The organism is Streptomyces sp. NPDC001536, assembly GCF_042894505.1.
Classification (GTDB): domain Bacteria; phylum Actinomycetota; class Actinomycetes; order Streptomycetales; family Streptomycetaceae; genus Streptomyces.
Window position 1 is genome coordinate 42,589 of record NZ_JBIAVQ010000024.1, and the last position, 23,028, is coordinate 65,616.

At 70.7% G+C, this 23,028-nt stretch carries 20 protein-coding genes and 1 pseudogene; 18 read left to right on the forward strand and 3 right to left on the reverse strand.

Annotated elements, in window-relative coordinates; genetic code table 11:
• Positions 1-25: 25 nt before the first annotated feature.
• From ACFY0U_RS42215 to ACFY0U_RS42280, 14 genes are all read left to right on the forward strand, one after another.
• Complete coding sequence (locus tag ACFY0U_RS42215; protein ID WP_388645358.1) at positions 26-2,344, forward strand: xanthine dehydrogenase family protein molybdopterin-binding subunit; 2,319 nt, start codon at positions 26-28, stop codon at positions 2,342-2,344.
• Positions 2,341-3,216: an FAD binding domain-containing protein gene (locus ACFY0U_RS42220; protein ID WP_388645359.1), complete on the forward strand. Its 876-nt coding sequence runs from the start codon at positions 2,341-2,343 to the stop codon at positions 3,214-3,216. The genes ACFY0U_RS42215 and ACFY0U_RS42220 overlap by 4 nt, the downstream gene beginning before the upstream one ends.
• A complete protein-coding gene (locus ACFY0U_RS42225) occupies positions 3,209-3,688 on the forward strand; it encodes a (2Fe-2S)-binding protein (protein WP_388645361.1) in 480 nt (159 codons plus the stop codon). Before ACFY0U_RS42220 ends, ACFY0U_RS42225 begins: the two co-directional genes overlap by 8 nt.
• Complete coding sequence (locus ACFY0U_RS42230) at positions 3,685-4,314, forward strand: SRPBCC family protein (protein WP_388645363.1); 630 nt, start codon at positions 3,685-3,687, stop codon at positions 4,312-4,314. The genes ACFY0U_RS42225 and ACFY0U_RS42230 overlap by 4 nt, the downstream gene beginning before the upstream one ends.
• A 66-nt stretch (positions 4,315-4,380) precedes the next feature.
• Complete coding sequence (locus tag ACFY0U_RS42235; protein WP_388645364.1) at positions 4,381-5,217, forward strand: mycofactocin-coupled SDR family oxidoreductase; 837 nt, start codon at positions 4,381-4,383, stop codon at positions 5,215-5,217.
• Between the two features lie 25 nt (positions 5,218-5,242).
• Complete coding sequence (locus ACFY0U_RS42240) at positions 5,243-6,433, forward strand: cytochrome P450 (RefSeq protein WP_388645366.1); 1,191 nt, start codon at positions 5,243-5,245, stop codon at positions 6,431-6,433.
• Complete coding sequence (locus ACFY0U_RS42245; RefSeq protein WP_388645367.1) at positions 6,433-6,672, forward strand: ferredoxin; 240 nt, start codon at positions 6,433-6,435, stop codon at positions 6,670-6,672. Before ACFY0U_RS42240 ends, ACFY0U_RS42245 begins: the two co-directional genes overlap by 1 nt.
• A 124-nt stretch (positions 6,673-6,796) precedes the next feature.
• On the forward strand, positions 6,797-7,480 hold the full coding sequence (locus ACFY0U_RS42250; RefSeq protein ID WP_388645369.1) for a TetR/AcrR family transcriptional regulator: 684 nt from the start codon (positions 6,797-6,799) through the stop codon (positions 7,478-7,480).
• A 41-nt stretch (positions 7,481-7,521) separates the two neighbouring features.
• The gene (locus tag ACFY0U_RS42255) at positions 7,522-8,307 is read left to right on the forward strand and encodes an SDR family oxidoreductase (RefSeq protein WP_388645371.1); all 786 of its coding nucleotides are present in this window, start codon (positions 7,522-7,524) and stop codon (positions 8,305-8,307) included.
• The gene (locus ACFY0U_RS42260) at positions 8,304-9,080 is read left to right on the forward strand and encodes an SDR family oxidoreductase (protein WP_388645373.1); all 777 of its coding nucleotides are present in this window, start codon (positions 8,304-8,306) and stop codon (positions 9,078-9,080) included. The genes ACFY0U_RS42255 and ACFY0U_RS42260 overlap by 4 nt, the downstream gene beginning before the upstream one ends.
• Positions 9,077-9,925, forward strand: coding sequence for an NAD(P)-dependent oxidoreductase (locus ACFY0U_RS42265; RefSeq protein WP_388645375.1), 849 nt, complete (start codon positions 9,077-9,079; stop codon positions 9,923-9,925). The genes ACFY0U_RS42260 and ACFY0U_RS42265 overlap by 4 nt, the downstream gene beginning before the upstream one ends.
• A gap of 38 nt (positions 9,926-9,963) precedes the next feature.
• The gene (locus ACFY0U_RS42270) at positions 9,964-11,439 is read left to right on the forward strand and encodes an aldehyde dehydrogenase family protein (protein WP_388645377.1); all 1,476 of its coding nucleotides are present in this window, start codon (positions 9,964-9,966) and stop codon (positions 11,437-11,439) included.
• Between the two features lie 19 nt (positions 11,440-11,458).
• Positions 11,459-12,226 (forward strand): carboxymuconolactone decarboxylase family protein, encoded by a 768-nt coding sequence (locus tag ACFY0U_RS42275; protein ID WP_388645379.1) that lies wholly within the window; start codon positions 11,459-11,461, stop codon positions 12,224-12,226.
• A 214-nt stretch (positions 12,227-12,440) separates the two neighbouring features.
• Complete coding sequence (locus ACFY0U_RS42280; protein WP_388645381.1) at positions 12,441-16,103, forward strand: family 78 glycoside hydrolase catalytic domain; 3,663 nt, start codon at positions 12,441-12,443, stop codon at positions 16,101-16,103.
• Positions 16,104-16,189: 86 nt separating this feature from the next.
• Here the strand turns inward: ACFY0U_RS42280 and ACFY0U_RS42285 are convergent.
• Together ACFY0U_RS42285 and ACFY0U_RS42290 are read right to left on the reverse strand one after the other, a co-directional pair.
• Positions 16,190-16,282: pseudogene (locus tag ACFY0U_RS42285) on the reverse strand (IS5/IS1182 family transposase); the annotation flags it as partial.
• Positions 16,283-16,348: 66 nt separating this feature from the next.
• Entirely contained in the window at positions 16,349-17,557 is a 1,209-nt protein-coding gene (locus ACFY0U_RS42290; protein WP_388645383.1) for an MFS transporter, read from the reverse strand.
• 97 nt (positions 17,558-17,654) lie between these two features.
• Here ACFY0U_RS42290 and ACFY0U_RS42295 point away from each other — a divergent pair, with 97 nt between their 5' ends.
• The gene (locus ACFY0U_RS42295) at positions 17,655-18,227 is read left to right on the forward strand and encodes a TetR family transcriptional regulator (RefSeq protein WP_388645385.1); all 573 of its coding nucleotides are present in this window, start codon (positions 17,655-17,657) and stop codon (positions 18,225-18,227) included.
• 120 nt (positions 18,228-18,347) lie between these two features.
• On the opposite strand, the gene ACFY0U_RS42300 is transcribed toward ACFY0U_RS42295, so the two are convergent.
• The gene (locus tag ACFY0U_RS42300; RefSeq protein WP_388645386.1) at positions 18,348-19,571 is read right to left on the reverse strand and encodes an acetyl-CoA C-acetyltransferase; all 1,224 of its coding nucleotides are present in this window, start codon (positions 19,569-19,571) and stop codon (positions 18,348-18,350) included.
• A gap of 321 nt (positions 19,572-19,892) precedes the next feature.
• Between ACFY0U_RS42300 and ACFY0U_RS42305 the strand changes: the two genes are divergently transcribed.
• The 3 genes from ACFY0U_RS42305 to ACFY0U_RS42315 all read left to right on the forward strand — a co-directional run bounded on the left by ACFY0U_RS42305 (position 19,893) and on the right by ACFY0U_RS42315 (position 22,999).
• Positions 19,893-20,762 (forward strand): ABC transporter substrate-binding protein, encoded by an 870-nt coding sequence (locus ACFY0U_RS42305; protein WP_388645388.1) that lies wholly within the window; start codon positions 19,893-19,895, stop codon positions 20,760-20,762.
• A complete protein-coding gene (locus ACFY0U_RS42310; protein WP_388645390.1) occupies positions 20,759-21,328 on the forward strand; it encodes a PaaI family thioesterase in 570 nt (189 codons plus the stop codon). The genes ACFY0U_RS42305 and ACFY0U_RS42310 overlap by 4 nt, the downstream gene beginning before the upstream one ends.
• A 135-nt stretch (positions 21,329-21,463) precedes the next feature.
• On the forward strand, positions 21,464-22,999 hold the full coding sequence (locus tag ACFY0U_RS42315; protein WP_388645392.1) for a bifunctional 3-(3-hydroxy-phenyl)propionate/3-hydroxycinnamic acid hydroxylase: 1,536 nt from the start codon (positions 21,464-21,466) through the stop codon (positions 22,997-22,999).
• Positions 23,000-23,028: the final 29 nt, after the last annotated feature.

The following is a 23,028-nucleotide window of genomic DNA, read 5'->3' on the forward strand; positions in this document are numbered from 1 at the left end:
TCAGCATGGACGGAGGGCCAGGCACATGGCTCGCTATACGGGCACCCGCACCCCGCGCGTCGAGGACGCCCGGCTCCTCACCGGCACAGGGACCTACGTCGACGACGTCGTACGGCCGGGGATGCTCCACGCCTGCTTCGTGCGCAGCCCCGTCGCACGGGCTCGTATCACGGGCATCGACGTGTCGGACGCCCGCCGACTGGACGGCGTACAAGCCGTGTTCGTCGCCGCCGACCTCAACCCCGGTGTCCGCGAGCAGTGGTACACGCTGAACGGACGCGACGACCCGGACACCCCCCGCCCGCCGCTCGCGGAGGGCGAGGTGCGGTTCGTCGGGGATCCGGTGGCGATGGTCGTCGCCCGGGACCGCTACACGGCCGAGGACGCCGCGGAATCGGTGGTCGTCGACTACGAAGAGCTGCCCCCGGTCGTCGACTACGCCACCGCGCTGGAGTCCCCGGAGTCGGTCCACGCGACCCACCCGGGCAACCTGGTGGGCGAACTCGCCGGACGCCCGATGGAGGAGCTGGCGCCCGTCTTCGAGGGCGCCTCGCGGGTGGTGAGCGTGACGGTCCATCAGCAGGCCTACGGACCGGTGCCGTTGGAGACGCGCGGCATCGTCGCCGAGTGGTCCGCGCCGGCCGGGGAGATGACGATCTGGGCGGCGACCCAGTCCCCGCACGAGGTCCGCTCCTTCTGCGCACGCCTGCTCGGCGTCGACGAGCACCGGGTGCGGGTGGTGATGCGGGACACGGGCGGCGGGTTCGGACAGAAGGTGCTGCCGCAGCGCGAGGACATGTGCGTGATGCTCGCGGCGGCCAAGCTGCCCGCCGCGCTGAAGTGGATCGAGGACCGGCAGGAGCACCTGCTGGCGGCCGGCCAGGCACGCCACGAGCACGGCGAGGCGAGGCTTGCCCTCGACGACGACGGCCGGATCCTCGCCGCCACCCTCGACCACGTCCAGGACGCCGGCGCCTACCCGACCCCGTCCCCGGTGCAGAGCGGCATCGCCGTCGGCCTGCTCTTCCCCGGCCCGTACCGCATCCCTCAGGGCACCTTCCGCTCCCGGTTCGTGTTCTCCAACACCAGCGGACGGGTGGCGTATCGAGGCCCCTGGCAGTTCGAGTCGATGGCCCGCGAGGTCCTCCTCGACACCGCCGCCCGCCGCCTCGGCATGGACCCGGTCGAGCTGCGCCGCCGGAACATGCTGCGCCGCGGGGACCTGCCGACGGCGAACTTCAACGGCATGCCCTACGACCACATCACCCCGTACGAGACCTTCGAGCAGGCCCTGGGGATGCTGGACTACCCGGCCTTCCGGCGTGAGCAGAAGGACGCCCGCGCCCAGGGGCGCCACCTCGGAGTCGGCACCTGCACCTACGTCGAACCGACCGCGGGCGCCACACCGTTCCACGGCACCGAGGGCGCGACCATCCGCATCGAGCCCTCCGGAAAGGTCAACGTCTATATGGCCGGCGGCTCGTGCGGGAACAGCCTGGAGACGACCGTCGTGCAGCTCACCGCCGACGCGCTCGGCGTGGCCATCGAAGACGTCAGCACCATCCAGGGGGACACGGCACTCACGCCGTACGGTGCCGGAACCGGTGGCAGTCGGTCGGGTCCCATGACCGCCGGTGCGATCGCCGAGACCGCGGCCGGATTACGGGCACGCATCCTCGCCATCGCCGGGCACCGGCTCGAAGTCGCCGTGGAGGATCTGGAGTTGACCGGCGGCCGGGCGTCCGTGAAGGGCGACTCGCAGCAGGCCGTCACCCTCGCCGAGATCGCCGACCTCGCCTACTTCCAGGTCCACGCCCTGCCGCCGGGCATCCCGGCCGGACTGGAGGCCAGCGGCCGCTACCGCACCCCGCACCTGATGATCTGGGCCAACGCCACCCATCTGTGCACCTGCGAGGTGGACGTGGTCACCGGCGCGGTGAAGCTGCTGCGGTACATCGTCAGCGAGGACTGCGGGCCCATGATCAACCCCAGTGTGGTGGAGGGGCAGATCTACGGCGGGACCGTCCAGGGCATCGGCGGCGCCCTGTACGAGCACCTCGCCTACGACGACGCCGGCAACCCGCTCGCCACCACCTTCATGGACTACCTGCTCCCCACGGCCACCGAGGTGCCCGTCATCGAGCTCGGGCACATCGAGACACTCAGCCCAGGTCCGGGCGGTCACAAGGGAGTTGGCGAGGGCGGCGCGATCGGATCCGCCCCGGCCGTGGTGAATGCGGTCGCCGACGCCCTCGCACCGCTGGGCGTGGAGATCAGCCGACTGCCGCTGACACCGGCCTCGATCGTCGAACTCGTCGATCGGGCAAGGGCGGTGAGCACATGAAGCCGGCCGCGTTCGACTACCACGCACCCTCCGACACCGAGGAAGCGACCGGGCTCCTGGCCGAGCTCGGCGACGAGGCCAAAGCGATCGCCGGAGGCCAGAGCCTGGTACCCATGCTGGCCCTGCGCCTCGCGTCCTTCGCCCATCTCGTGGACCTGCGGCGGGTGAGCGAACTGCGCGGTATCGAGCACCGCGGCGGGACGCTCCGCATCGGAGCCACCACCACCCAGGCCACCCTCCAACGCTCGGAAGAGGTACGTGCCGCGGTACCCCTGCTCGCCCGGGCCACCCCGCTGATCGGCCACTTCCAGATCCGCAGCCGAGGCACCATCGGCGGCTCGCTCGCCCACGCCGACGCCGCGGCCGAGTACCCGGCGGTGGCCCTGACGCTGGACGCCGAGCTCGAAGCGAGTTCGGTGCGCGGGCGTCGTACGATCCCGGCCGCGGGCTTCTTCACCGGCACCTGGACGACCGCCCTCGCCGACGACGAACTGCTGACGGGTGTCGCGTTCCCCGTCTGGCGGCGGCCCCGCGGGTTCGCCGTGGAGGAATTCGCCCACAGAAGTGGGGACTTCGCCCTCGCCGGTGCCACCGTCGCCGTGGGACTCGACTCCGAGAGCCGCGTCGACCGCTGCGCCATCGGCCTGTTCGGGCTCGGACCGGCTCCCTGCCGGGCCCGCACGGCGGAGACGGAACTCATCGGATCCGCACCGGACGAGGACCGGGCCGACGACATCGGGAACCTCGCCATGGCGGGTCTCGAAGCCGTGCCGTCCGACCTGCATGGCTCGGCCGGCTACCGCAAGTGCGTGGGTGCCGCCATGGTGGCCCGCGCCTGGCGCCGTGCCGTACGGGAGGCGCTCCATGACTGACATCGGCATCGAGATTCAGGTCAACGGCCTTCCGCGCCGCGACACCGTGCCGCCCCGGCTCACCCTCGCCGACTTCCTGCGCGTCAACTGCGGCCTCACCGGCACGCACTTGGGGTGTGAGCACGGTGTCTGCGGTGCCTGCACGGTGCTGCTGGACGGCGAGGCCGTGCGCGCCTGCCTGGTGTTCGCCGTACAGGCCGACGGAAGCGAGGTCACCACCGTCGAGGGGATCGCCTCACCGGACGGTGAACTGTCCGCCGTACAGGCCGCGTTCCGCCAACACCACGGGCTGCAGTGCGGGTTCTGCACCCCGGGCTTCGTCGTGTCGGTCACCGCCTTCCTCGCCGAGAACCCCAAGCCCACCGACGAGGAGATCCGCGAGGCGCTGTCCGGGAACCTGTGCCGCTGCACCGGCTACCAGGGGATCGTCAACGCCGTCCGGGCCGTCGCCGACAGCGAGGACTCCGTATGAAACTCCAGAACACGCTCACCGTCCCCGCGTCCGTCGAGGAGGCCTGGCGGGTCCTGCTCGACATCGAACGCGTCACTCCGTGCGTGCCCGGGGCGACGCTCACTTCCCGCGACGGCGACAGCTTCCAGGGCCTCATTAAGGTCAAGCTCGGCCCCGTCACCCTGACTTACCGCGGCACCGTCAAGTTCCTGTCGCGGAACGAGGCGGACCGGACGGTGGTACTGGAGGCCAGTGGACGGGAGACCCGCGGCAACGGCACGGCCAAGGCGCTGGTGAGGTGTCGTCTGGCCGGCTCCGGCGCCAACTCCACCGACGTGTTCGTGGACACCGACCTCGCTGTCACGGGCAAGCCCGCCCAGTTCGGGCGCGGTGCCCTCGCCGAGGTGGCGGGTGCCCTCATCGGGCGGTTCGCCGAGAACCTGGCCGCCGAACTCGCCGTAGCCGCTCCGGCCACCGCCGCCGAACCCGCCGCACCCATCCCGGCCCCCGTCGTCGCCGAACCCCTCGACCTCATCGACGCCGCCGGCGAGGGCGCTCTCAAGCGCATCGCGCAGCCGGCCACCGCGCTCGCCGCGCTGCTCCTCTTCGCGCTCCTCGTGCGCGGCCGCCGACGCACCGACCGGTGACCAGGCCTCTCCGCCACGGTCATCCCGCTCCAACCCAACACCCCGCCCCAGGAAACGAGGTCACTCATGCCCGGACGAGTCGAAGGCAAGGTCGCCTTCATCACCGGCGCCGCCCGCGGCCAGGGCCGCAGCCATGCCGTGCGGCTGGCAGAGGAGGGCGCCGACATCATCGCCGTCGACGTGTGCAAGCAGCTCGACGGCGTCACGTTCCCGATGTCGACCCCCGAAGATCTGGAGGAGACGGTCAACCAGGTCCAGAAGCTGGGCCGTCGTATCCACGCCGTACAGGCGGACGTCCGTGACCACGACGCCCTCAAGGCCGCCGTGGACGACGGCGTCGCCGAATTCGGCCGACTGGACATCGTCGCGGCCAACGCCGGCCTGGGCAGCGACGGCGCCACGCTCGATGCCATGGAGGAGAAGACCTGGCGCGACATGATCGACGTCAACCTGACCGGCGTCTGGCTGTCCGCCAAGGTCTCCATCCCGCACATCGTCGCGGGCGGGCGGGGCGGCTCCATCATCCTGACCAGCTCCGTGGGCGGGCTGAAGGGCTACGCGAACATCGGCCACTACATCGCCGCCAAGCACGGCGTCGTGGGCCTGATGCGCACGCTGGCGGGGGAGTTGGGGCAGCACAGCATCCGTGTCAACACGGTGCACCCCACCCAGGTCAACACACCGATGGTGATGCACGAGGGCACCTACCGTATGTTCCGCCCCGACCTGGAGAACCCCACCGCCGACGACTTCGCGGCCGTCTCCCAGGGCATGCACATGCTCCCCACCCCGTGGGTGGAGCCGCTGGACATCAGCAACGCCGTCCTCTTCCTCGCCTCCGACGAGGCCCGCTTCGTCACCGGCGTGACCCTGCCCATCGACGCCGGCGCCCTGCTCAAGTGAGCCGCACAGCAAGGGAGTTGTGCCCATGACCACCGCCGACACCATCTACTGGGACCCTTACGACCCCGCCCTCGCCCGTGACCCCTATCCCCTCTACGCACGACTGCGCGAGGAAGCCCCGCTCTACTACAACGACCAGCACAAGTTCTACGCCGTCAGCCGGCACGCCGACGTCCAGCGGGGTCTGGCGGACTGGCAGACCTATTCCTCGGCCCGGGGCGACATCCTGGAGATCGTCCAGGCGGACATCGAACTCCCGCCCGGCACCCTCATCTTCGAGGATCCGCCCGTCCACGACATCCACCGCCGCCTCCTCGCCCGGGTGTTCACACCCCGCCGGATCTCCACCCTCGAGCCGCGCGTACGGGCCTACTGCCGACGTGCGCTCGAACCCGTCACCGGAGCCGAGCGGTTCGACCTCGTCGAAGCCGTCGGCGCCGAGATGCCGATGCGGGTGATCGGCATGCTCCTGGGCATCCCGGAGGCCGACCAGCCCGCCATCCGCGACTACACCGACGACACGCTGGGCACCGCGGACGGCGGGAAGATCAACCACGAGGACATCCTCAGCACGGACGCCTTCAGGGACTACATCGAGTGGCGCAAGAAGCACCCCTCCGACGACCTCATGACCGAGCTGATGACGGCCGAGTTCGAGGACGAGAACGGTGTCACCCGCACCCTCACCGATGAGGAGGTGCTGACGTACTGCACGGTGGTCGCCGGTGCCGGCAATGAGACCACCGGCCGCCTCATCGGCTGGTTCGGCGCCCTCATGGCCCGCTACCCCGAAGCGCGCCGGGAGTTGGCGGCCGATGCCGGCCTCATCCCGAACGCCATCGAGGAGATCCTGCGCTTCGAGCCGACCGGTCCGTTCACCGCGCGCTACGTCACCAAGGACGTGGAGCTCTACGACCGTACGGTGCCGGCCGGCAGCGCCATCCTGTTCATCCAGGCCGCCGCCAACCGCGACCCCCGGCGCTTCGACGACCCGGACCGCTTCGACATCCACCGGGTCACCCAGCACATGAGCTTCGGTGTCGGCGCCCACTACTGCCTGGGCGCGGCCCTGGCCCGGCTGGAGGGCCGGATCGCGGCGGAGGAGATCCTCAAGCGGTTCCCCGGCTGGGACGTGGACTGGGACCACGCCGAGCTGGCGCAGACCTCGACCGTCCGCGGCTGGAAGACGCTGCCGCTGGTCATCGAAGGAGCCTGATGACGACCGAGCGGTGGAGCATCACCGTCGACAAACGGATGTGCGTCCGCACCGGGCTGTGCGCCGCCTCCGCGCCCGAGCGGTTCGAGCTCGACGAGAACGGCCAGGGGCACGCGAGGTCCGCCACCCTGCCCGCGTCCGAGGAGGTGCTGGAGGTGGCGGAGTCGTGCCCGATCGAGGCCATCGGCATCAGGGACGCGGACACCGGTGAGCGGGTCTTCCCGCCGCCCGGCGCCTGAAATTTCCTTCAACTGACTGACTGCTGAGGCAGTTGACTTCACACCACTCCATAACTAGATTCCTGTCATACGGAAATGATGTTCTCGAATCTGCGTAACACTGCTCTCCAAGGGGTCTGGTGTCGTGGTTCAACCGTCCGTGAAGGAACAGATCGTCCTGGCCGCCGAGCGGCTCTTCGCCGAGCACGGCCTCGATGGGGTGTCTCTGCGCCAGATCAGCGCGGCGGCCGGGAACGGCAACAACACGGCGGTGCAGTACCACTTCGGCACGAAGGAGCACCTCGTCCAGGAGATCTTCGAGTACCGCCTGCCGGAGCTGAACGAACGCCGCAGGCTGCTGGTCGCACGCCAGTGCCCGGACGATCTCAGGTCATGGGTGGAGTGCCACCTCCTGCCCGTCCTGGAACAGGGCGAGCAGGAGGGCAGTCACTACCTGAGCTTCGTCGCGATGCTCCAGCAGCACGGCCGCCGGGATGTCTTCGAACGCCTTTCAACCGAACTCGCCAAGCCCACCACCGACTTCGTCGAGCGGATCGGCACCCTTCTGCCACACCTTCCCGAGCCGTTGCGCGGCCACCGCATCTCGCAGGCCCTGGCCTTCGGTGTGCATGCCGCCTCCGAACGCGAACGCACCCGGGCCCGCGGCGGGCACGTGCTGTCCTTCGCCGTCCACGTCGGGGACCTGCTGGACGGCCTGGTCGGCTTCCTCCAGGCCCCGGTCTCCTCGACGACCTCGTCCGTGCTCGGCGAGACCGGGACCGGGACCGAAACCGGAGCGAGTGAACCGGCCCTGCCGCTTCATCCCTGAACTGCCGCCCTCCCACCCGCGAGCGGAGGAACGACGTCGCGATGAGTATCGACCTGCACAACGCCGTGGCGGTGGTCACCGGCGCCGGCAGCGGGATCGGCCGCGCCGCAGCCCACGCCTTCGCCCGGCGCGGCGCGCGCGTCGTGGTCACCGACCTCGTCGCCGAACGGGCGCACACCGTCGCCGGTGAGCTCGGTGACCGGGGTGTGTCCGCGGGGTGCGACGTGACCAGCCTCGACGACCTGCGAGCGGTCCGGGACCTGGCCCTTGCCCGCTTCGGCCGCATCGACCTGGTCATGAACAACGTCGGCATCCTGGCCGTCGGGCCCGTCGAGGACATCCCCCTCGATGCCTGGCAACGCGTCGTGGACGTCAACCTGTTGGGCGTCGTCCGCAGCAACCTCGTCTTCTTGCCTCACCTGTTGGCGCAGGGCTCCGGTCACGTCGTCAACACCGCGTCCACGGCAGGCCTGTTGCCCTACGGATTCGACCGCCTGCCGTACACCGCGACCAAGCACGCAGTTGTCGGCCTGTCCGAGGCGCTCGCGCTCTACCTGCGCCCACGCGGCATCGGCGTCTCCTGCCTGTGCCCGGCCGGCGTCGCCACCAACATCGTCGAGCAGATCAGCTTCTACGGGGACCCGGCACCGCCCCGAGGCCCCGACTTCCCGGTCCTGGACGCCGATTCGGTCGGTGAACTCGTCGCCGAGGGAGTCACCCACGACCGCTTCCTCATCCTCACCGCACCGCAGGCCGCCGACGAACTGCGCGAGCACGGTGCCGATGTCGACGCCTACCTGTCCCGTCTGACGAAGGATGCCCCATGAGCAGCACACTCGACCGGCTCCGCCTGGACGGCAAGGTCGCCGTCGTCACCGGCGGTGCCGGCGCCATCGGCCAGGTCTACGGCCGTGCCCTGGCCCAGGCCGGCGCCTCCGTCGTCCTCGCGGACCTCAACGGCGAAGGCGCCGAGCAGGCCGCCAAGACACTGGCCGGCGACGGACTGCGTACGCTCGGCGTGCAGGTCGACATCACCGACCGCGCCTCCGCCGCCGACATGGCGGCGAAGACCACCGACGCCTTCGGCGGCATCGACATCCTGGTCAACAACGCCGCCCTCATGGCCGAGATCCCCCAGGTCGACATCCTCGACCTGCCCACGGACTGGTTCGACCGGGTCATGCGCGTCAACGTCCTCGGCGCCGTCATCTGCGCGGGCGCGGTCAAGGCCGCCATGGTCGAGCGCGGCGGCGGACGCATCATCAACCAGGTCTCCGCGGGCGCCTTCATGGGCGGCGGCATCTACGGCGTCAGCAAACTCGCCCTGGTCAACGTCACCGTCGGCCTCGCCCGCTCCCTCGGCCCGCTCGGCATCAACGTCAACGCCATCGCCCCCGGCCTGGTCGAGAACGAACCCGGCCTGCGCAGCCTGCCCGCCGACCACCCCGCACGCGCCGCCCTCACGGCCGCCATCCCGGGCAAGAAGTCCGCGCCCGCCGAGGATCTCCTCGGCACGCTGCTGCTGCTCGCCTCCCCGGCCGGCGAGTGGATCAATGGCCAGGCGATCAGCGTCGACGGCGGCTGGGTCACCCGGCTGTGACGCGCGCCGGGACACCCAGGACACGGGTCGGCTTCATCGGACTGGGCAGCCAGGGCGCACCCATGGCCCGCCGCATCGCCGAGGAGTCGTTCCCCCTGACGCTGTGGGCGCGCCGAAGCACGTCGACGGACGCGTTCGCCGACACGGCCGCCACCGTGGCCGCCACACCGGCCGACCTGGGAGCGGCCAGCGACGTCGTGTGCCTGTGCGTCGTGGCGGACGCGGACGTCGAGGACGTACTCCTGCGACCCGACGGCGTACTGACCGGCATGGCTCCCGGCGGGCTCGTCGTCCTCCACTCCACCATCCATCCCGACACCTGCCGACGCGTCGCCGACGAGGCCGCCAAGCGGGAGATCGCCGTGGTGGACGCCCCGGTCAGCGGCGGAGGCGGAGCAGCCGCGGAACGCAGGCTCCTGGTCATGACCGGGGGACAGGAGGCGGACGTCGCCCGTTGCCGCCCGGTGTTCGACACCTTCGCCGACCCGGTCATCCACCTCGGACCGCTGGGCAGCGGCCAACTCGCCAAGCTCCTCAACAACTTCGTGTTCACCGCCCAGGTCGGCCTGGCGCTGGACACCTTCTCCCTCGCCGACGGACTCGGCATGGACCGCACCGCGGTCGCACAGGTGCTCGCGCACGGCACCGGCGGCAGCCGCGCCGCAGCCATCCTCGCCGCTTCCGGCTTCAACACGAACGGACTGCGCCAGGCCCTGCCGCTGCTGCGCAAGGACGTCGGCCTCCTGCTCGACGTCGCCGCCACGGCCCGGGCGCCCCGGCCGCCGACGCTCGCGGGCCTCACCGCACACACCCTGTCGACGCTGGGCGAGTTTCCAGCGCCCTGACCACCGCCCCACCCGGACGACCCCAAGGCGGCACCGACATGACCACGTCCCTGTCCCACGACCTCGGCACCACCGGCCCCCTCGTCGACGGCACCTGGCTCGACACCACCTCCGCCGGCCGGCAAGACCACATCAACCCCGCGACCGCCCGCGCCAACGGCACCGTCCTGCTCGCCGGACCGCAGGAGGTCGACACGGCCGTCGCGGCGGCGAGGAACGCCTTCCCGGAGTGGCGGGCGATGTCCCCGGACCAGCGCCGCCGCATCCTCCAGCGCGTGGAGGAGCTGATGCTGGAGCGCGTGCCCGAGCTCGGCCGGCTCAACACCCTCGAACTCGGCGTCCCCTTCCGCACGTCGGCGGCGCTGGCCCACCTGTCCGCGGGCTGGTTCGGCTACTACGCAGGCTGGGCCGACAAGCTGGAGGGCGCCACCATCCCGCCCAGCCCGCGCATGGTGCCGGGCCTCGACTACACCGTCCCCGAGCCGTACGGCGTCGTCGGCGTCATCCTGACCTGGAACGGCCCGATCATGTCCGTCGGCATGAAGCTCGCCCCCGCGCTCGCCGCCGGTAACTGCGTCGTCGTCAAGTCCCCCGACCTGGCCCCCTTCACCGTGGCCCGGTTCGCGGAGATCGCCCTGGAGGCCGGGCTGCCCCCGGGTGTGCTGCACGTCCTGCCCGGCGGCCCGGCGGCCGGCGAGCGGCTGGTCCGCCACCCCGACGTCGCGAAGATCTCCTTCACCGGCGGCATCCCGACCGCGAAGAAGATCCTTGACGCGGCACGGCACACCCTCAAGCCCGTCCTGCTCGAACTCGGCGGCAAGACAGCGAACATCGTCTTCCCCGACGCCGACCTCGGCGAGGCCGTCGCCGAGACCGTTCGCTCCTGCTTCACCCTCTCCGGCCAGGGCTGCAACCTCACCACCCGCATGCTGGTCCACCGCGAGGTGTACGACAGGGTGGTCGCCGCGACCGGCGAGGCGGCCGCCGCGCTGCGCGTCGGAGACCCCTTCGACCAGGCAACCGCCCTCGGCCCGGTCATCGGCAGGACGGCCCACGAACGCATCCTGGGGATCATCGAACGCGCCGCCAAGGACAGCCGGTTGGTCGTCGGCGGCCACGCGACCGACTCCTCGACGCTGCCCCCGGACAACCGCGACGGCTACTTCATCGACCCGACGGTCCTCGCCGACGTAGACCCGCACAGCGAGGTGGGCCGGCACGAGGTCTTCGGCCCGGTGCTGTCCCTGATCCCCTTCGCAAGCGAGGACGAGGCGGTCGAGCTGGCCAATTCCACCCCCTACGGCCTCGGCACCGCCGTACACACCCACGACGTGTCGCGGGTCCAGCGCCTCGTCCCGCAGCTTGAGTCGGGCACCGTGCTGGTCAACGGGGCCTCGGGCCAGCCGCCGGGCGCCCCCTTCGGCGGCTACAAGCAGAGCGGCTACGGCCGCGAAGGCGGCAAGGAGGGCCTCTACGAGTTCCTCCAGACCAAGAACGTCTTCATCCGCGCGTGAAGCCCCCAGGAGGTACCCCATGGCAGACGACCGCGTGGAACACACCATCACCGAGGTCATGGCCGGCGATCGACCACCCACCACGACGACCCCGTTCGGCCGCGCCGCACGTGACTTCCTCTACGGCGAGGTCTGGTCCCGCCCCGGACTGAGCCGCCGGGACCGCCGCTGGGTCACGCTGACGTGCGTGGCTGCCGCCGACTCCCCGCAGCCCATCGAGGACCACGTCCACGCGGCGCTCGAGAGCGGCGACATCGCCCTGGAGGCCATGCTGGAGCTCGTCCTGCACTTCGCGGTGTACTGCGGCTGGCCAAAGGCCTCCCATCTGGAGGGAGCCATCGCCCGCCAGTGGGACCGCATCCACCGCGAACGCGGCGAACAGACACCGCCCTGGCCGCAGTTGACCAACGACACGCTCGGTCCCGGCGCGTGGGACGAGCGACTCAAACGCGGCGTCGAGGAGTTCATCGACGTCAACCTCACGCCCGCACCGCCCGCGAACTCGCCGTACCGGCACGCCGGCATCCTGGGCTTCGTCTTCGGGCACGTCTGGCAGCGCCCCGGACTGACCCGCCGCGAACGCCGGATCATCACCGTCGCCAGCGTCGCCCTCGACGACTCGCCCGTCCCCTTGCAGACGCACGTCAGGGCCGCGCTCCACTCCGGCGACCTCACCAAGGAGGAGATGGACGAGATCGTGCTCCAGTTCGCCGCGTACTACGGCTTCGCCAAGGGGGAGGCGCTCGCGGACGCGGTGGAGACGGCGTGGGCGTCCAAGGCCGACTGACCGGAGTGCTGCGGCACGATGAGGCCCCCTCCACCAGGCTCCGCGCCGTGAGTCATTGCTTCAGACCATTGTGTTTCGGCCGAGTCTGTTCGTAAGCTTTCCACATGGAAGGTATTGAAACGATTCAATGCCTTGCGGGGGAGGGACACCCCTGCTCCAGCGCGGTGCGCTTACGAAGGGAATCTGAGCCGTGGCCGAGGAGAACAGAAGTGCGTTGAGCCGCCGACACATGCTCGGCATCATGACGGCCGCGGCGGCCGGGGCCTCGCTGCCGCTCGCCGCCACGCCGAACGCCGTGGCGGCAACAGCGGGCGGGCACGGTTCCGCACCTGCGAAACTGCAGGTCAACTCGCGGTTCGCGCCCCTGGGCGCGGAGACCGCGCCGGCGTTCAGCTGGGTGCCTCCGGTGGCCAGGCAGACCGCGTACGAGATCCACGTCGGCACCAGGCCGGGCAAGGCCGACATCTGGCGCAGCGGCAAGGTGGCGAGCTCGAACAGCGCCGAGGTGGCCTACGGGGGCGGCGCGTTGCGGTCCGAGCAGGCGTACTTCTGGCAGGTGCGGACCTGGGACGAGAAGGGCGCACCCGGCCCCTGGAGCGCCCCGGCGACATGGGAGACCGGCCTGCTCAAGGGCGAGAAGGACTGGTCGGACGCGCGGTGGATCGGCGGCCGTGAGACGCAGGACCACGACTGGAAGGACCTGACCGCGACCGTCGCCTTCCGCGGCGGGACCGACGCCGCAGGCGGACTGTCCCTGCTTCTGCGCGCCGAACCCATCGGCAAGAACTGGGGCGAGGGCCTCAACTGGACCGTCCGGCAGTCCGGCGACGACATGCAGCTGGTCATGAAGACCAGCCACTACGCCGGCAACACCTGGGTGGACGACGGCACCTCCCAGCCGAACTGGGGCGTCGACCACTACGACCCCCAGAGCGAGACCAACCCCACCACCGCGGGCACCCGCAGCGTCCCGGTCGGCACGGTCACCCTCCCCGCCGCCACCGGACTGACCAAGGACACCTGGGCCACCCGCGACCACACGGTGGTGGTGGCCGTCAGCGATCTCACCGTGACCACCACCGTCAACGGCGTCGAGGTCGACAGCCGCACCCTCACCGGGGACCAGATCCGCCGCCACGGCAGCTTCGGCTTCGGCGGCGGCACCTCCGCCACCGTCCGCAGCGTCAAGGTGACCGGCACCGGCGCCCGCGACTTCGCCGCCGACCTGACCACGGGCGCCAACCCGTTCGAGAACGGCATCGGCACTCTCGCAGGTCTGACCTTCCCGCCGAAGAACCCCTTCATCCCGTCCAAGAACAGCGTGCTGCCGATCGCCAACCCGGCCCCCGTCCTGCGCCGCGCGTTCACCCTGCCCCGAGGGCGCCGTATCGCGAAGGCCCGCCTGCACCTGAGCGCCGCCGGCAACGTCACCTTCACCGTCAACGGCGCCCCGATCACCGTCGACGGCAAGCAGCCGGCCCGGGACCGCACCAACGTGCCCCGCCTGCTGACCGACCAGAGCACCTACGACCGCACGGTCCTGTACGACACCTTCGACGTCAGCGCGCTGCTGGAGGCCGGCCGGCAGAACGTCGTCGCCGCCGAACTCGGCCGCGGCTGGTACGGCGTCACCACACCCCAGGAGTGGTACTGGCAGCTCGCCCCCTACGCCGGCCAGCCCCGACTGCGCGCGAAGCTCGTCGTCACCTACACCGACGGCTCCCACACCACACTCGTCACCGACCAGGACTGGCTCAGCGCGGACGGGCCCACGACGTTCGACTCCGTCTACTCGGGTGAGAAGTACGACGCCCGGCGTTCGGAGGAGCTGGGGGAGTGGCGCTCGGTCGGCTACCGCACCGGCCGCGAGTGGCGCCCGGCCACCGTGCTGATCCCGCCGGGCAGTTGCTCCGGCCCGTCACCGAAGTACCACGGCGCGCTGCCCGCCACGACGATTCCCGACGGCTTCAGGCCCGCCGTCATGAGGGCGCATGAGGCGGAGCCGGTGCTGGTCAACCAGACCCTGCGCCCGGTCTCCCTCACCGAGACGGCGCCCGGTTCGGGGATCTGGGTCCTGGACTACGGCCAGATCCTCACCGGCCTGGTCCGTCTGCAGCTCACGGGCATACGCCCGGACAAGGAGGGCCTCACCCTGCGGATCCGCGGCGGCAACCGGATCGTCGCCGGCGACGGCACGGCCGCCTCCCCGCTCTCCGTGGAGGAGGAGAACTTCCAGCACGACGCCAACCTCCAGACGCACTACTACACCCTCGGCAGGCGGTCGTCGCAGACCTGGGAACAGCAGTTCAGCCACTTCGGCTTCCGCTACCTGGAAGTGATGAACCTTGAGGCCGTCCTCGGGCGAGCCCCCGACCTGAAGCGGGACGCGGACCTGCTGACCGGCGGCGTCGCCCGCACCGGATTCGCTCGCACCGGCACCTTCACCACGGACAACGCCCTCATCAACCGCCTCCAGCGCAACCTGGAGTGGTCCGAGCAGAACAACCTCGTGCAGAAGCCCACCGACACCCCCTCCCGGGAGAAGAACGGCTGGACCGGCGACGCCATGGCCAGCTCCGAGTCGGAGTCCCTCACCTGGGACGTCAACGCCGTCTTCACCACCTGGCTGCGCCACTTCCCCGACGCCCAGATCTCCACCGGCCAGCTGCCCATGGTCGTCCCCCTCGGCAAGGGCGGATTCGGCTACGACCGCACCCCCGGCTGGAACGCCACGTGGAAGGCGGTGCCCGCCTGGGACTCGGCGTACTTCGTCATGCCGTGGGAGCTGTACACGTACTACGGCAACAGCAGCCTGTTCGCCGAACTGTACGACCACCAGGACACGCTCCTGACGTACTACGTGACCCTGTTCAGCCCCGAGAACGACTACAAGTTCGAAGCGTCCCTGGGCGCCTACTCCGGTGCGGAGAGCCCTGGCAGCAACGCCGTAATCAGCCTCGCCTTCTACATCCACTTCTGCGACTACATGGACGAGGTGGGACGCATGATCGGCCGCGAGCGTCGGGCGGCCCACTACGCGCGGCTGGCACGAACCCTGCGCAAGGCGTTCATCGCCAACTACTGGGATGCGTCCAAGGGCCACTTCACCCAGGGCAGCATCTCCAGCGAGAACGCGATGGCCATCGCCTTCGACCTGGTCCCCGGCTCGGACCTGAAGCCGGATGACCCCCGCTACCTGGCCGGCACCAAGACGCTCGCCGAGAACAACAAGGCCCTCGCGAAGCTCCTCGCCGACCGCATCGTGGCAGCGGACCATCACATCCAGAACGACATGTACGGGTCGCGCTACGAGTTCAACATCCTCAGTGAATACGGCTACACGGACGTCGCGCTGAAGGCCGTCACCCAGACCGGCCTGCCCGGCTACGTGTACCAGATCGCCAAGGGCGCGACCTCGCTGTGGGAGCAGTGGACCGACCGGCTCTCGGTCAATCACCACTACCGTTCCAACGTGGCGACCTGGTTCTACCAGAGCCTGGCCGGCATCAAGCCGACCTCGACCGCCTACGAATCGCTGCGCATCCGCCCGTACATTCCGTCGGTCGAGGTGAACAGCAGGGTCCCGAAGAACACCGAGGACACGGACCTGTCGCCCGCGCCCCTCGACCATGTCAGCGCCTCGATCGACACCGTGCGCGGCAAGGTGTCCTCGGAGTGGCGGCGCCGCCCGGACGGCAGGATCGACCTCGCGGTCACCGTGCCGTACAACACCGAGGCCGAGATCTGGGTCCCCACGCAGGGCAAGCCCGTCACCGCGCCCCGGGGCGCCGCCTTCGTCCGAGACGACACCTCGGGCGGCGCGCCCTACAAGGTGTTCCGGGCCTGGGAGGGGTCTTACCGCTTCAACGCCGAGTGACCTGGCCCGCAGGCCGCCGCGCCGTGCCGAGTTGTCGCCATCGGCACGGCGCGGCTTCGGTTGGCCGGACGGTGTCCGGTGCCTGTCCGGCGAGTGCTCAGGCGCCGCCGGCGGGTGCCGAACACCCGGCGGTGTTCTCGCAGGCGAGTGGTGAGGAAGCGCAGGGCCGAGCGGGCCAGATCCGGCCCGGACGGCGGATTTTTCTGTGCGAGTCGCGCTGAGGTGTGGGTCGGACGTGAGGGTTTTCAGCGCGCCGCGCCGATCGGTTGCGGCTGGGCGTCCCGGTCGTCGTGCCGACGGCGGCGGCCGACCAGGTACGCGGTGAGGGCGAGTAGTGCGGCAAGGGCGATGAGGGTGCAGACGGCGCCCCAGCCGAGCTGGACGTAGGCGCGGGTGCCGAGCCATGACCCGGCGCTGCCGCCGAGGAACGCGCAGGTCATGTAGCCGGTGTTGAGACGGCTGCGGGCTTCGGGCCGCAGGGCGAAGATGCGGGCCTGGTTGGCGACCTGGCCGCACTGCACCGCCACGTCCAGAAGGAGCAGTCCGGCGGCCAGGGCCACGAGCCCGGCGACCCCGCCCATGGAGCCCGCGGTGAGCACCGCCGCCGCGGCGAGGGCGGCCAGGATGCACCACAGGTTCACCCGGTCGGCGCCGAACCGGTCCACCCAGCGCCCGGCCGCGGGCGCGCAGAACATGCTGCCCGCGCCGATCAGTGCCAGCAGTCCCACGGCCTGCGTATCCATGCCGTACGGGGGGCCGGTCACCAGCAGGGCCAGCGCGGTCCAGGCCGCGCTGAACCCACCGAAGAGCGTGACCTGGAAATACACGGAGCGCCGCAACTGCCGCTCGCCGCGCAGCATGCGCAGGGTGTCGGCGAGCAGGGTCGGATAGCGGTCGTGCACGGCCGGGGCGTTGCCGGGCAGGGCGAGGCCGAGGACGACGGCGAGCAGCCCGGTCAGCACGGCGGCGACGAGGTACGGAGCACGCCAGCCGAGGTGTTCGCCCAGCACGCCGCCGAAGGTGCGGGCCAGGAGGATGCCGCCGATGAGGCCGGCCTGCAGGGTGCCGATCACGCTACCGCGTCGATCGGACTCGACCAGACCGGCGGCCATGGGCAGCAGGAGTTGCGGGACCACGGTCGCCACGCCCACCACGGCACCGGCCGCGAGCAGCGGGCCGGTGGCCGGGGCGAGACCGGCGACGAGGAGGGCGAGGCCGGTCGTCGCGAGCAGCCCGGTGATCAGCGGACGGCGGGGGAGGCGGTCGCCGAGCGGCACCAGCAGGAAGATGCCGACGGCGTAACCGAGCTGGGTCACCGTCGCGACGATCGCGGCAGTGGCCGGGGCGACACCCAGGCCGTCGGCGATGAGCGGGGTGAGGGCCTGTGGGAAGTAGACGTTCGCGACGCCGACACCACAGGCCAGCGCCATCAGTAGAGGCAGCTTGCGGGACATCTGTCGTCTCCAACCGAACGAACTGGATGGTTCGGTTTCGAGGCTGGCATGTGAGCCTTGGATTCGTCAAACGAACCAGTTCGTTACCATCGGACGCATGGCATACGACTCCACGGCGACCAAGGAACGCATCCTCGCGGCGGCGACCGCGGAGTTCGCCGCGCACGGCGTCGCGGGTGCCCGGGTGGACCGTATCGCCGCCGAGGCCAAGGCCAACAAGCGTGCGATCTACGACTACTTCGGCGACAAGAGCAAGCTCTTCGCCGTCGTTCTGGAGCGCGCCCTGGCCGGTCTGGCCGAGGCTGTCCCGCCCAGCGACGATCTGCCCGGTTATGCCGAGCGCCTCTTCGACTATCACCGCGCCCGCCCGGAGGCCCTGCGCCTGGTGATGTGGGAGGCCCTGGAGATCGGCGACCGGCCCGTCCCCGCGGAAGAGGCCCGCACCCGTCATTACCAGGACAAGATCGATGCCGCCGAGTCCGCCGGTCCGGGCGGTGACGCTCGCACGCGTGTGTTCTTCACCCTGGCCCTGGCGAGCTGGAGCATCGGCATGCCCCAGTTGCGGCGTATGGTCCTCGGCCCCGACCACAGCCTCGACGACCTCCGTGCGGACATCGCTCGGGCCGTCCAGGCCCTGCCGGCAGATGCCGGGCCTCCCGGCCCGGCGTAGCAGTCAGGCGGTACGACCGGTTCGTCTCGTCGGATGCCGGGCTGCGCCCGTCCGTGTCGGCGTCCGCCCGCGCCCGGGGCCGTCCGGCTGACAGGCGGCCCCAGGCGGACGACGGGGTGATCAGCTGAGGCGCTCCAGCACCATGGCCATGCCCTGCCCGCCTCCGACGCACATGGTCTCCACGCCCCACTGCGCGTCGCGCGTGCGCAACCCGTTGACCAAGGTGGTCATGATGCGCGCGCCGGTCGCACCGAACGGGTGGCCCAGCGCGATGGCCCCACCGTGCACGTTGAGCTTGTCCATCGGGATGCCCAGTTCGCGCTGGGAGGCGATGACCTGCACGGCGAACGCCTCGTTCATCTCGAACAGGTCGATGTCCCCGACCGACAGGCCGGCGTGCGCGAGGGCGCGTCGGGTGGCCTCGACCGGCCCCAGGCCCATGATCTCGGGGGACAGGGCGGAGACGCCGGTGGCCACGATCCTGGCCAGGGGAGTGATGCCGAGCTCTCGCGCCCTGACATCGCTCATGATGACCACGGCGGCGGCTCCGTCGTTCAGCGGGCAGGAGTTTCCGGCGGTGACCGTGCCGCCCGCCCGGAAGGCCGGCGCGAGACCGGCGAGGGCCTCGGGCGTCGTGCCGGGGCGCGGACTGTCGTCGGTCGCGATCACCGTGCCGTCGGGCAGCCGGACGGGGGTGATCTCGCGGGCGTGGAACCCGGACCCTGCGGCCTGGGCGTACAGCTGCTGGCTGCGCAGGGCGTAGTGATCCTGCTCCTGACGGCTGATCCCGCAGAGGCCCGCCACGTTCTCAGCGGTCTGCCCCATGCCTATGTAGACGTCGGGGAGCAGGCCGTCGGAGCGGGGATCGGTCCATTGGCGGTTGGTTCGCGCGTCCTCCGCGGTGCGTTCCCCGGCCTGCGCGAATGCCGGGTTCGCAACGTCGTCGGCGTCCCCTCCGGTGGGTCCGAAGTGCTGGTAGCGGGAGACACATTCCACACCCGCGCTGACGAAGGCGTGACCTTCTCCCGCCTTGATGGCGTGGAAGGCCATCCGGGCGGTCTGCAACGAGGAGGAGCAGAAACGGTTGACCGTGGTGCCGGGCACCTCGTCCAGCCCCAGCTGCACGGCCACCCGTCGCGCGATGTTGGCGCCGTGCTCGCCGCTCGGCTCCGCGCAGCCGAGATGAAGGTCGTCGATCCGTGTCGGGTCCAGTCCCGGCAGCTGGTCGAGGGCCGCGCGGACCGCCGTCACCGCGAGATCGTCCGGGCGGACATCCCTCAGGGAACCCTTGACGGCGCGCCCGACGGGCGTGCGGGCGGCAGCGACTACGACGGCTTCAGGCATGTCTTGCACCTCTCGGGACGGCGGGTGGGTGCGTGGAGGGCCGATTCGAAGGCGGCCCTCCACTGAAGAGAATGCTAAACGGACCGTTTCGCATGTGGTGCAGGGTTGCCCAGGCTGTGCGGGGGGTTCCGACGTGCGCACCGAGGGGTGGAGCGCACGCGTCGAAAACATCATGTGACCAGGTCAGAGATGGTTTTGTCGGCAGCCGTGTGATCGTGTCGCGGCGTACTGCGGCCATCAAAAAATAACTGGCATCGATCCTAGACGTTCCGTTTCGATTGACCTACTGTGAGGGCACCTCGTGCAGAGAGGAGCACTCCAATGACGGCGTGCTTTCGACAGGCGGTGTTCGTTCCGCCCCCCGTTTGTGTCGTTGCCGACGAGTTGGGTTTCTTCGCTCACACCGGCCTTGAGGTCGAGACCGTGCTGATCGAGTCGTCGACGGACCAGCGTGACCGGCTGCTGACCGACGACGTCGACGTGGGCGTCACGGCCATCGACAACCTGGTCGTCTGGAACTCCGGCGGAGGCGACCTCAGGGCCGTCGCCGAGATCGAGTCGACGACACCGCTCCGGCTGATCGCACAGCCCTCGGTGAGCGGGCTGGAAGACCTGCGGGGCGCCGTGCTCGGCGTGGACGCGCCCGACAACGGCTTCGCCGTCGTGCTCCGTCATCTCCTCGGCCGGCACGGCCTCCCGCCCGGCGCGTACGAGTTCGAGCCGGTGGGCGGAGTGCGCGAGCGCTTCGAGGCCCTGCGCTCACGGTCGATCGCCGCGGCGTGGCTGGGTCCGCCGCTCGACGAGCTGGCCCGACAGGAGGGGTTCGTCTCGCTGCTCGCGGTCGAGGACGAGGTACCGGACTTCCCCGGACAGGCCGTCGTGGCCGGGCCCACGGCGCGGCAGGCGGGACGGGAGAACCTCTCGCTCTACCTCACGGCCCTCGACAGGGCGCGGCAGTGGCTGCACGCCACCGACGACGAACAGATCCTGGACGTGCTCACGAGCGGCGGGTACCCACCGGCCTCGGCGCGGGCCGCGCTGCGCACGCGCCCCGCCTCGCTGGCTCCTGCTCGCGCCGGTCTGGAGTGCGTCCTGACGATGCGCGACAAGCTCGGCATGATGCCCGACCGGGCGCCTGGTGTCGACGACCTGTACGACGGCCGCCCGCTCGGCTTGGAGCTGCGTTCATGACGCCCGGCCTGGTCACGTCCGACGGCCATCGCGACGACGCGGGGCGCGTCACGGACGGTCAGGTGGCGAAAAGCGTGCGCCGGATGCTCAGCGAGGACCGTACCCGCGAACTCCTTGGAATACGGGTCGATTCGGCGGCCGACGGGCGGGCGCGCGCACGGATGCGGGTCCGGCCGGACATGGTCAACGGTCACTCCGTCGTACACGGAGGGCTCGTGTTCGCGCTGGCCGACACCACCTTCGCCTGTGCCGTCAACAGCTTCGGCCCGCCGGTCGTCACGGCGAGCGCGGACATCGCCTTCCGGCGCCCCGGCCACCTCGATGACGAACTGACCGCCGAAGCGGTGACCCGCTCCTGGCAGGGCCGTTCAGTGACCTGTGAGGTCACGGTGCGGCGAGGTGACGACGTCATCGCCGAGTTCAGCGGGCGGGGGGTGCGACTCGTGGCGACGGACGGGAATCCGTCGGCCGGGAGCGATCCGGACCCGGGCAGTCCGTCCGGACGAGCCGGCCACGAGGAGCACCGCGCCCGTCCGGCGGGCGCGGACACCGACGCGGTGGACTGACCGGCCCTGCCAGGGCACGCGTCGGGCCGCCAGGCCCTGTCGTCGGACGCCGAACGCCCAGGCCGTCCGGCGGACACGCGGGGATGCAGAGATCAAACGGTACGTCCAAGTACCAGAGCCGCTAATGGAGTTCAGGTGTCACAGGACTGTGAAGTCATCGTTGTGGGTGGTGGACCCGTCGGGGTGATGGCCCTCGCGTTGCTGGGCCATGCCGGTGTACGGGCCGTGGGGATCGAGCGCGAGCCCGAGATGTGGCGACAGGCGCGGGCCGTGCACTTCGACGGTGAGACCGTGCGCTCCTTCCAGGCCATGGGCCTCGGAGAGGAACTCTCCGCCCGGGTCAAACCGATGTGCGACTACCGCATGGAGAACGAGGACGGCGAGACCCTGGTGTCCCACGCCACGGGGCAGATGGGGCCGCAGGCATGGCACTCGGAGGTCCTGTTCCATCAGCCCGAGGTCGACGGGCTGCTGCGCGCCGAAGTGGCGCGGCTCGCCGACGTGGAACTCCGGCTCGGCACCACGCTGCTGGACATCCAGCAGGGCGACGACTCGGTCCGCTGCACCGTCCGCACCCCGGAGGGCACGACACGGACACTCACCGCGCGATGGGTCATCGCCTGTGACGGCGGCACCTCGACCGTCAGGCGCACGCTCGGGGTACCCGGCGAGAACCTCGGCACCGACGATCCGTGGCTCGTCGTCGACGGACACCTGCGGGGGACGGCGGGAATCGAGGGCGACATGGTCTTCCTCGGCCGGCACACCCGTCCCGCGCTCTGGATCAGGCTCCCCGGTGACCGGGTCCGCATGGAGTTCAAGGTCCTCCCCGGAGACGACCCGGAGGAGATCGTCACACCGGCGGGCATCGCCCGGCTGAGCCGAGGTGTTCTCACACCGCAGAACTTCGAACCCGACCGCAGCGTCATCTACACCTTCCGCGCACGGCTGGCCACGTCCTGGCGGGTCGGCAACGTGTTCCTCGCGGGCGACGCCGCTCACCTGGCACCTCCGCTGTTCGGCCAGGGACTGTGCGCCGGACTGCGGGACGTGGCCAACCTGGTGTGGAAACTCCGGCTCGTCTCACGAGGCAGAGCCCCCGAGTCCCTGCTCGACACCTACGAGTCCGAACGCAGGGACCACGCCCGGTACTGGGTCCAGCAGGCGGCGACGATGGCCGGACTCGTCCAGACCACCGACCCCGTGATGGCCGCCCGGCGGGACGCGCACATCCGCGCCAACCCGGCCGACAGCTACCCGCCGGCACCGGCACTGGGCCCGGGTGTGCACACCGGCCCCGCCGACCCGCACGGCGGACGGCTCTCGATGCAGCCGATGCTGCCCGACGGGACCCGCCTCGACGACCTCGTCGGACGCCGGTTCCTGCTCGCGGCCACGCCCGAACTGCGGGCCGGGCTGCCCGATCCCGTACGCGAGGCGCTGGAGGAGGAGCCCGAGGTCGTCGTACTGACCTCCCCTCAGCACGTGGGCCAACTGCTCGCCTCGGTCGAGGCCCCTGCCGTCCTGGTCCGTCCCGACCGCTATGTGCTCGGAACGGCACACACCCCCGAACAGCTCGAAGCGCTGCTCCGGCTCCTGCCCCTCACGGGCGCCCTGGAACCCCCTCGCGAGATGAGCCCACCGCAGCAAGAGACCACCGCGCAGCACTGACCGGACCGCGCGCAGACACTGTTTCCCCC

Coding starts and splice junctions, on each gene's coding strand:
- ACFY0U_RS42255 (WP_388645371.1), top strand. CDS start 7,522: ATGAGTATCGACCTGCACAACGCCGTGGCGGTGGTCACCGGCGCCGGC.
- ACFY0U_RS42295 (WP_388645385.1), top strand. CDS start 17,655: ATGGCATACGACTCCACGGCGACCAAGGAACGCATCCTCGCGGCGGCG.
- ACFY0U_RS42235 (WP_388645364.1), top strand. CDS start 4,381: ATGCCCGGACGAGTCGAAGGCAAGGTCGCCTTCATCACCGGCGCCGCC.
- ACFY0U_RS42220 (WP_388645359.1), top strand. CDS start 2,341: ATGAAGCCGGCCGCGTTCGACTACCACGCACCCTCCGACACCGAGGAA.
- ACFY0U_RS42275 (WP_388645379.1), top strand. CDS start 11,459: ATGGCAGACGACCGCGTGGAACACACCATCACCGAGGTCATGGCCGGC.
- ACFY0U_RS42260 (WP_388645373.1), top strand. CDS start 8,304: ATGAGCAGCACACTCGACCGGCTCCGCCTGGACGGCAAGGTCGCCGTC.
- ACFY0U_RS42300 (WP_388645386.1), bottom strand. CDS start 19,571: ATGCCTGAAGCCGTCGTAGTCGCTGCCGCCCGCACGCCCGTCGGGCGC.
- ACFY0U_RS42225 (WP_388645361.1), top strand. CDS start 3,209: ATGACTGACATCGGCATCGAGATTCAGGTCAACGGCCTTCCGCGCCGC.
- ACFY0U_RS42230 (WP_388645363.1), top strand. CDS start 3,685: ATGAAACTCCAGAACACGCTCACCGTCCCCGCGTCCGTCGAGGAGGCC.
- ACFY0U_RS42240 (WP_388645366.1), top strand. CDS start 5,243: ATGACCACCGCCGACACCATCTACTGGGACCCTTACGACCCCGCCCTC.
- ACFY0U_RS42310 (WP_388645390.1), top strand. CDS start 20,759: ATGACGCCCGGCCTGGTCACGTCCGACGGCCATCGCGACGACGCGGGG.
- ACFY0U_RS42245 (WP_388645367.1), top strand. CDS start 6,433: ATGACGACCGAGCGGTGGAGCATCACCGTCGACAAACGGATGTGCGTC.
- ACFY0U_RS42290 (WP_388645383.1), bottom strand. CDS start 17,557: ATGTCCCGCAAGCTGCCTCTACTGATGGCGCTGGCCTGTGGTGTCGGC.
- ACFY0U_RS42270 (WP_388645377.1), top strand. CDS start 9,964: ATGACCACGTCCCTGTCCCACGACCTCGGCACCACCGGCCCCCTCGTC.
- ACFY0U_RS42215 (WP_388645358.1), top strand. CDS start 26: ATGGCTCGCTATACGGGCACCCGCACCCCGCGCGTCGAGGACGCCCGG.
- ACFY0U_RS42305 (WP_388645388.1), top strand. CDS start 19,893: ATGACGGCGTGCTTTCGACAGGCGGTGTTCGTTCCGCCCCCCGTTTGT.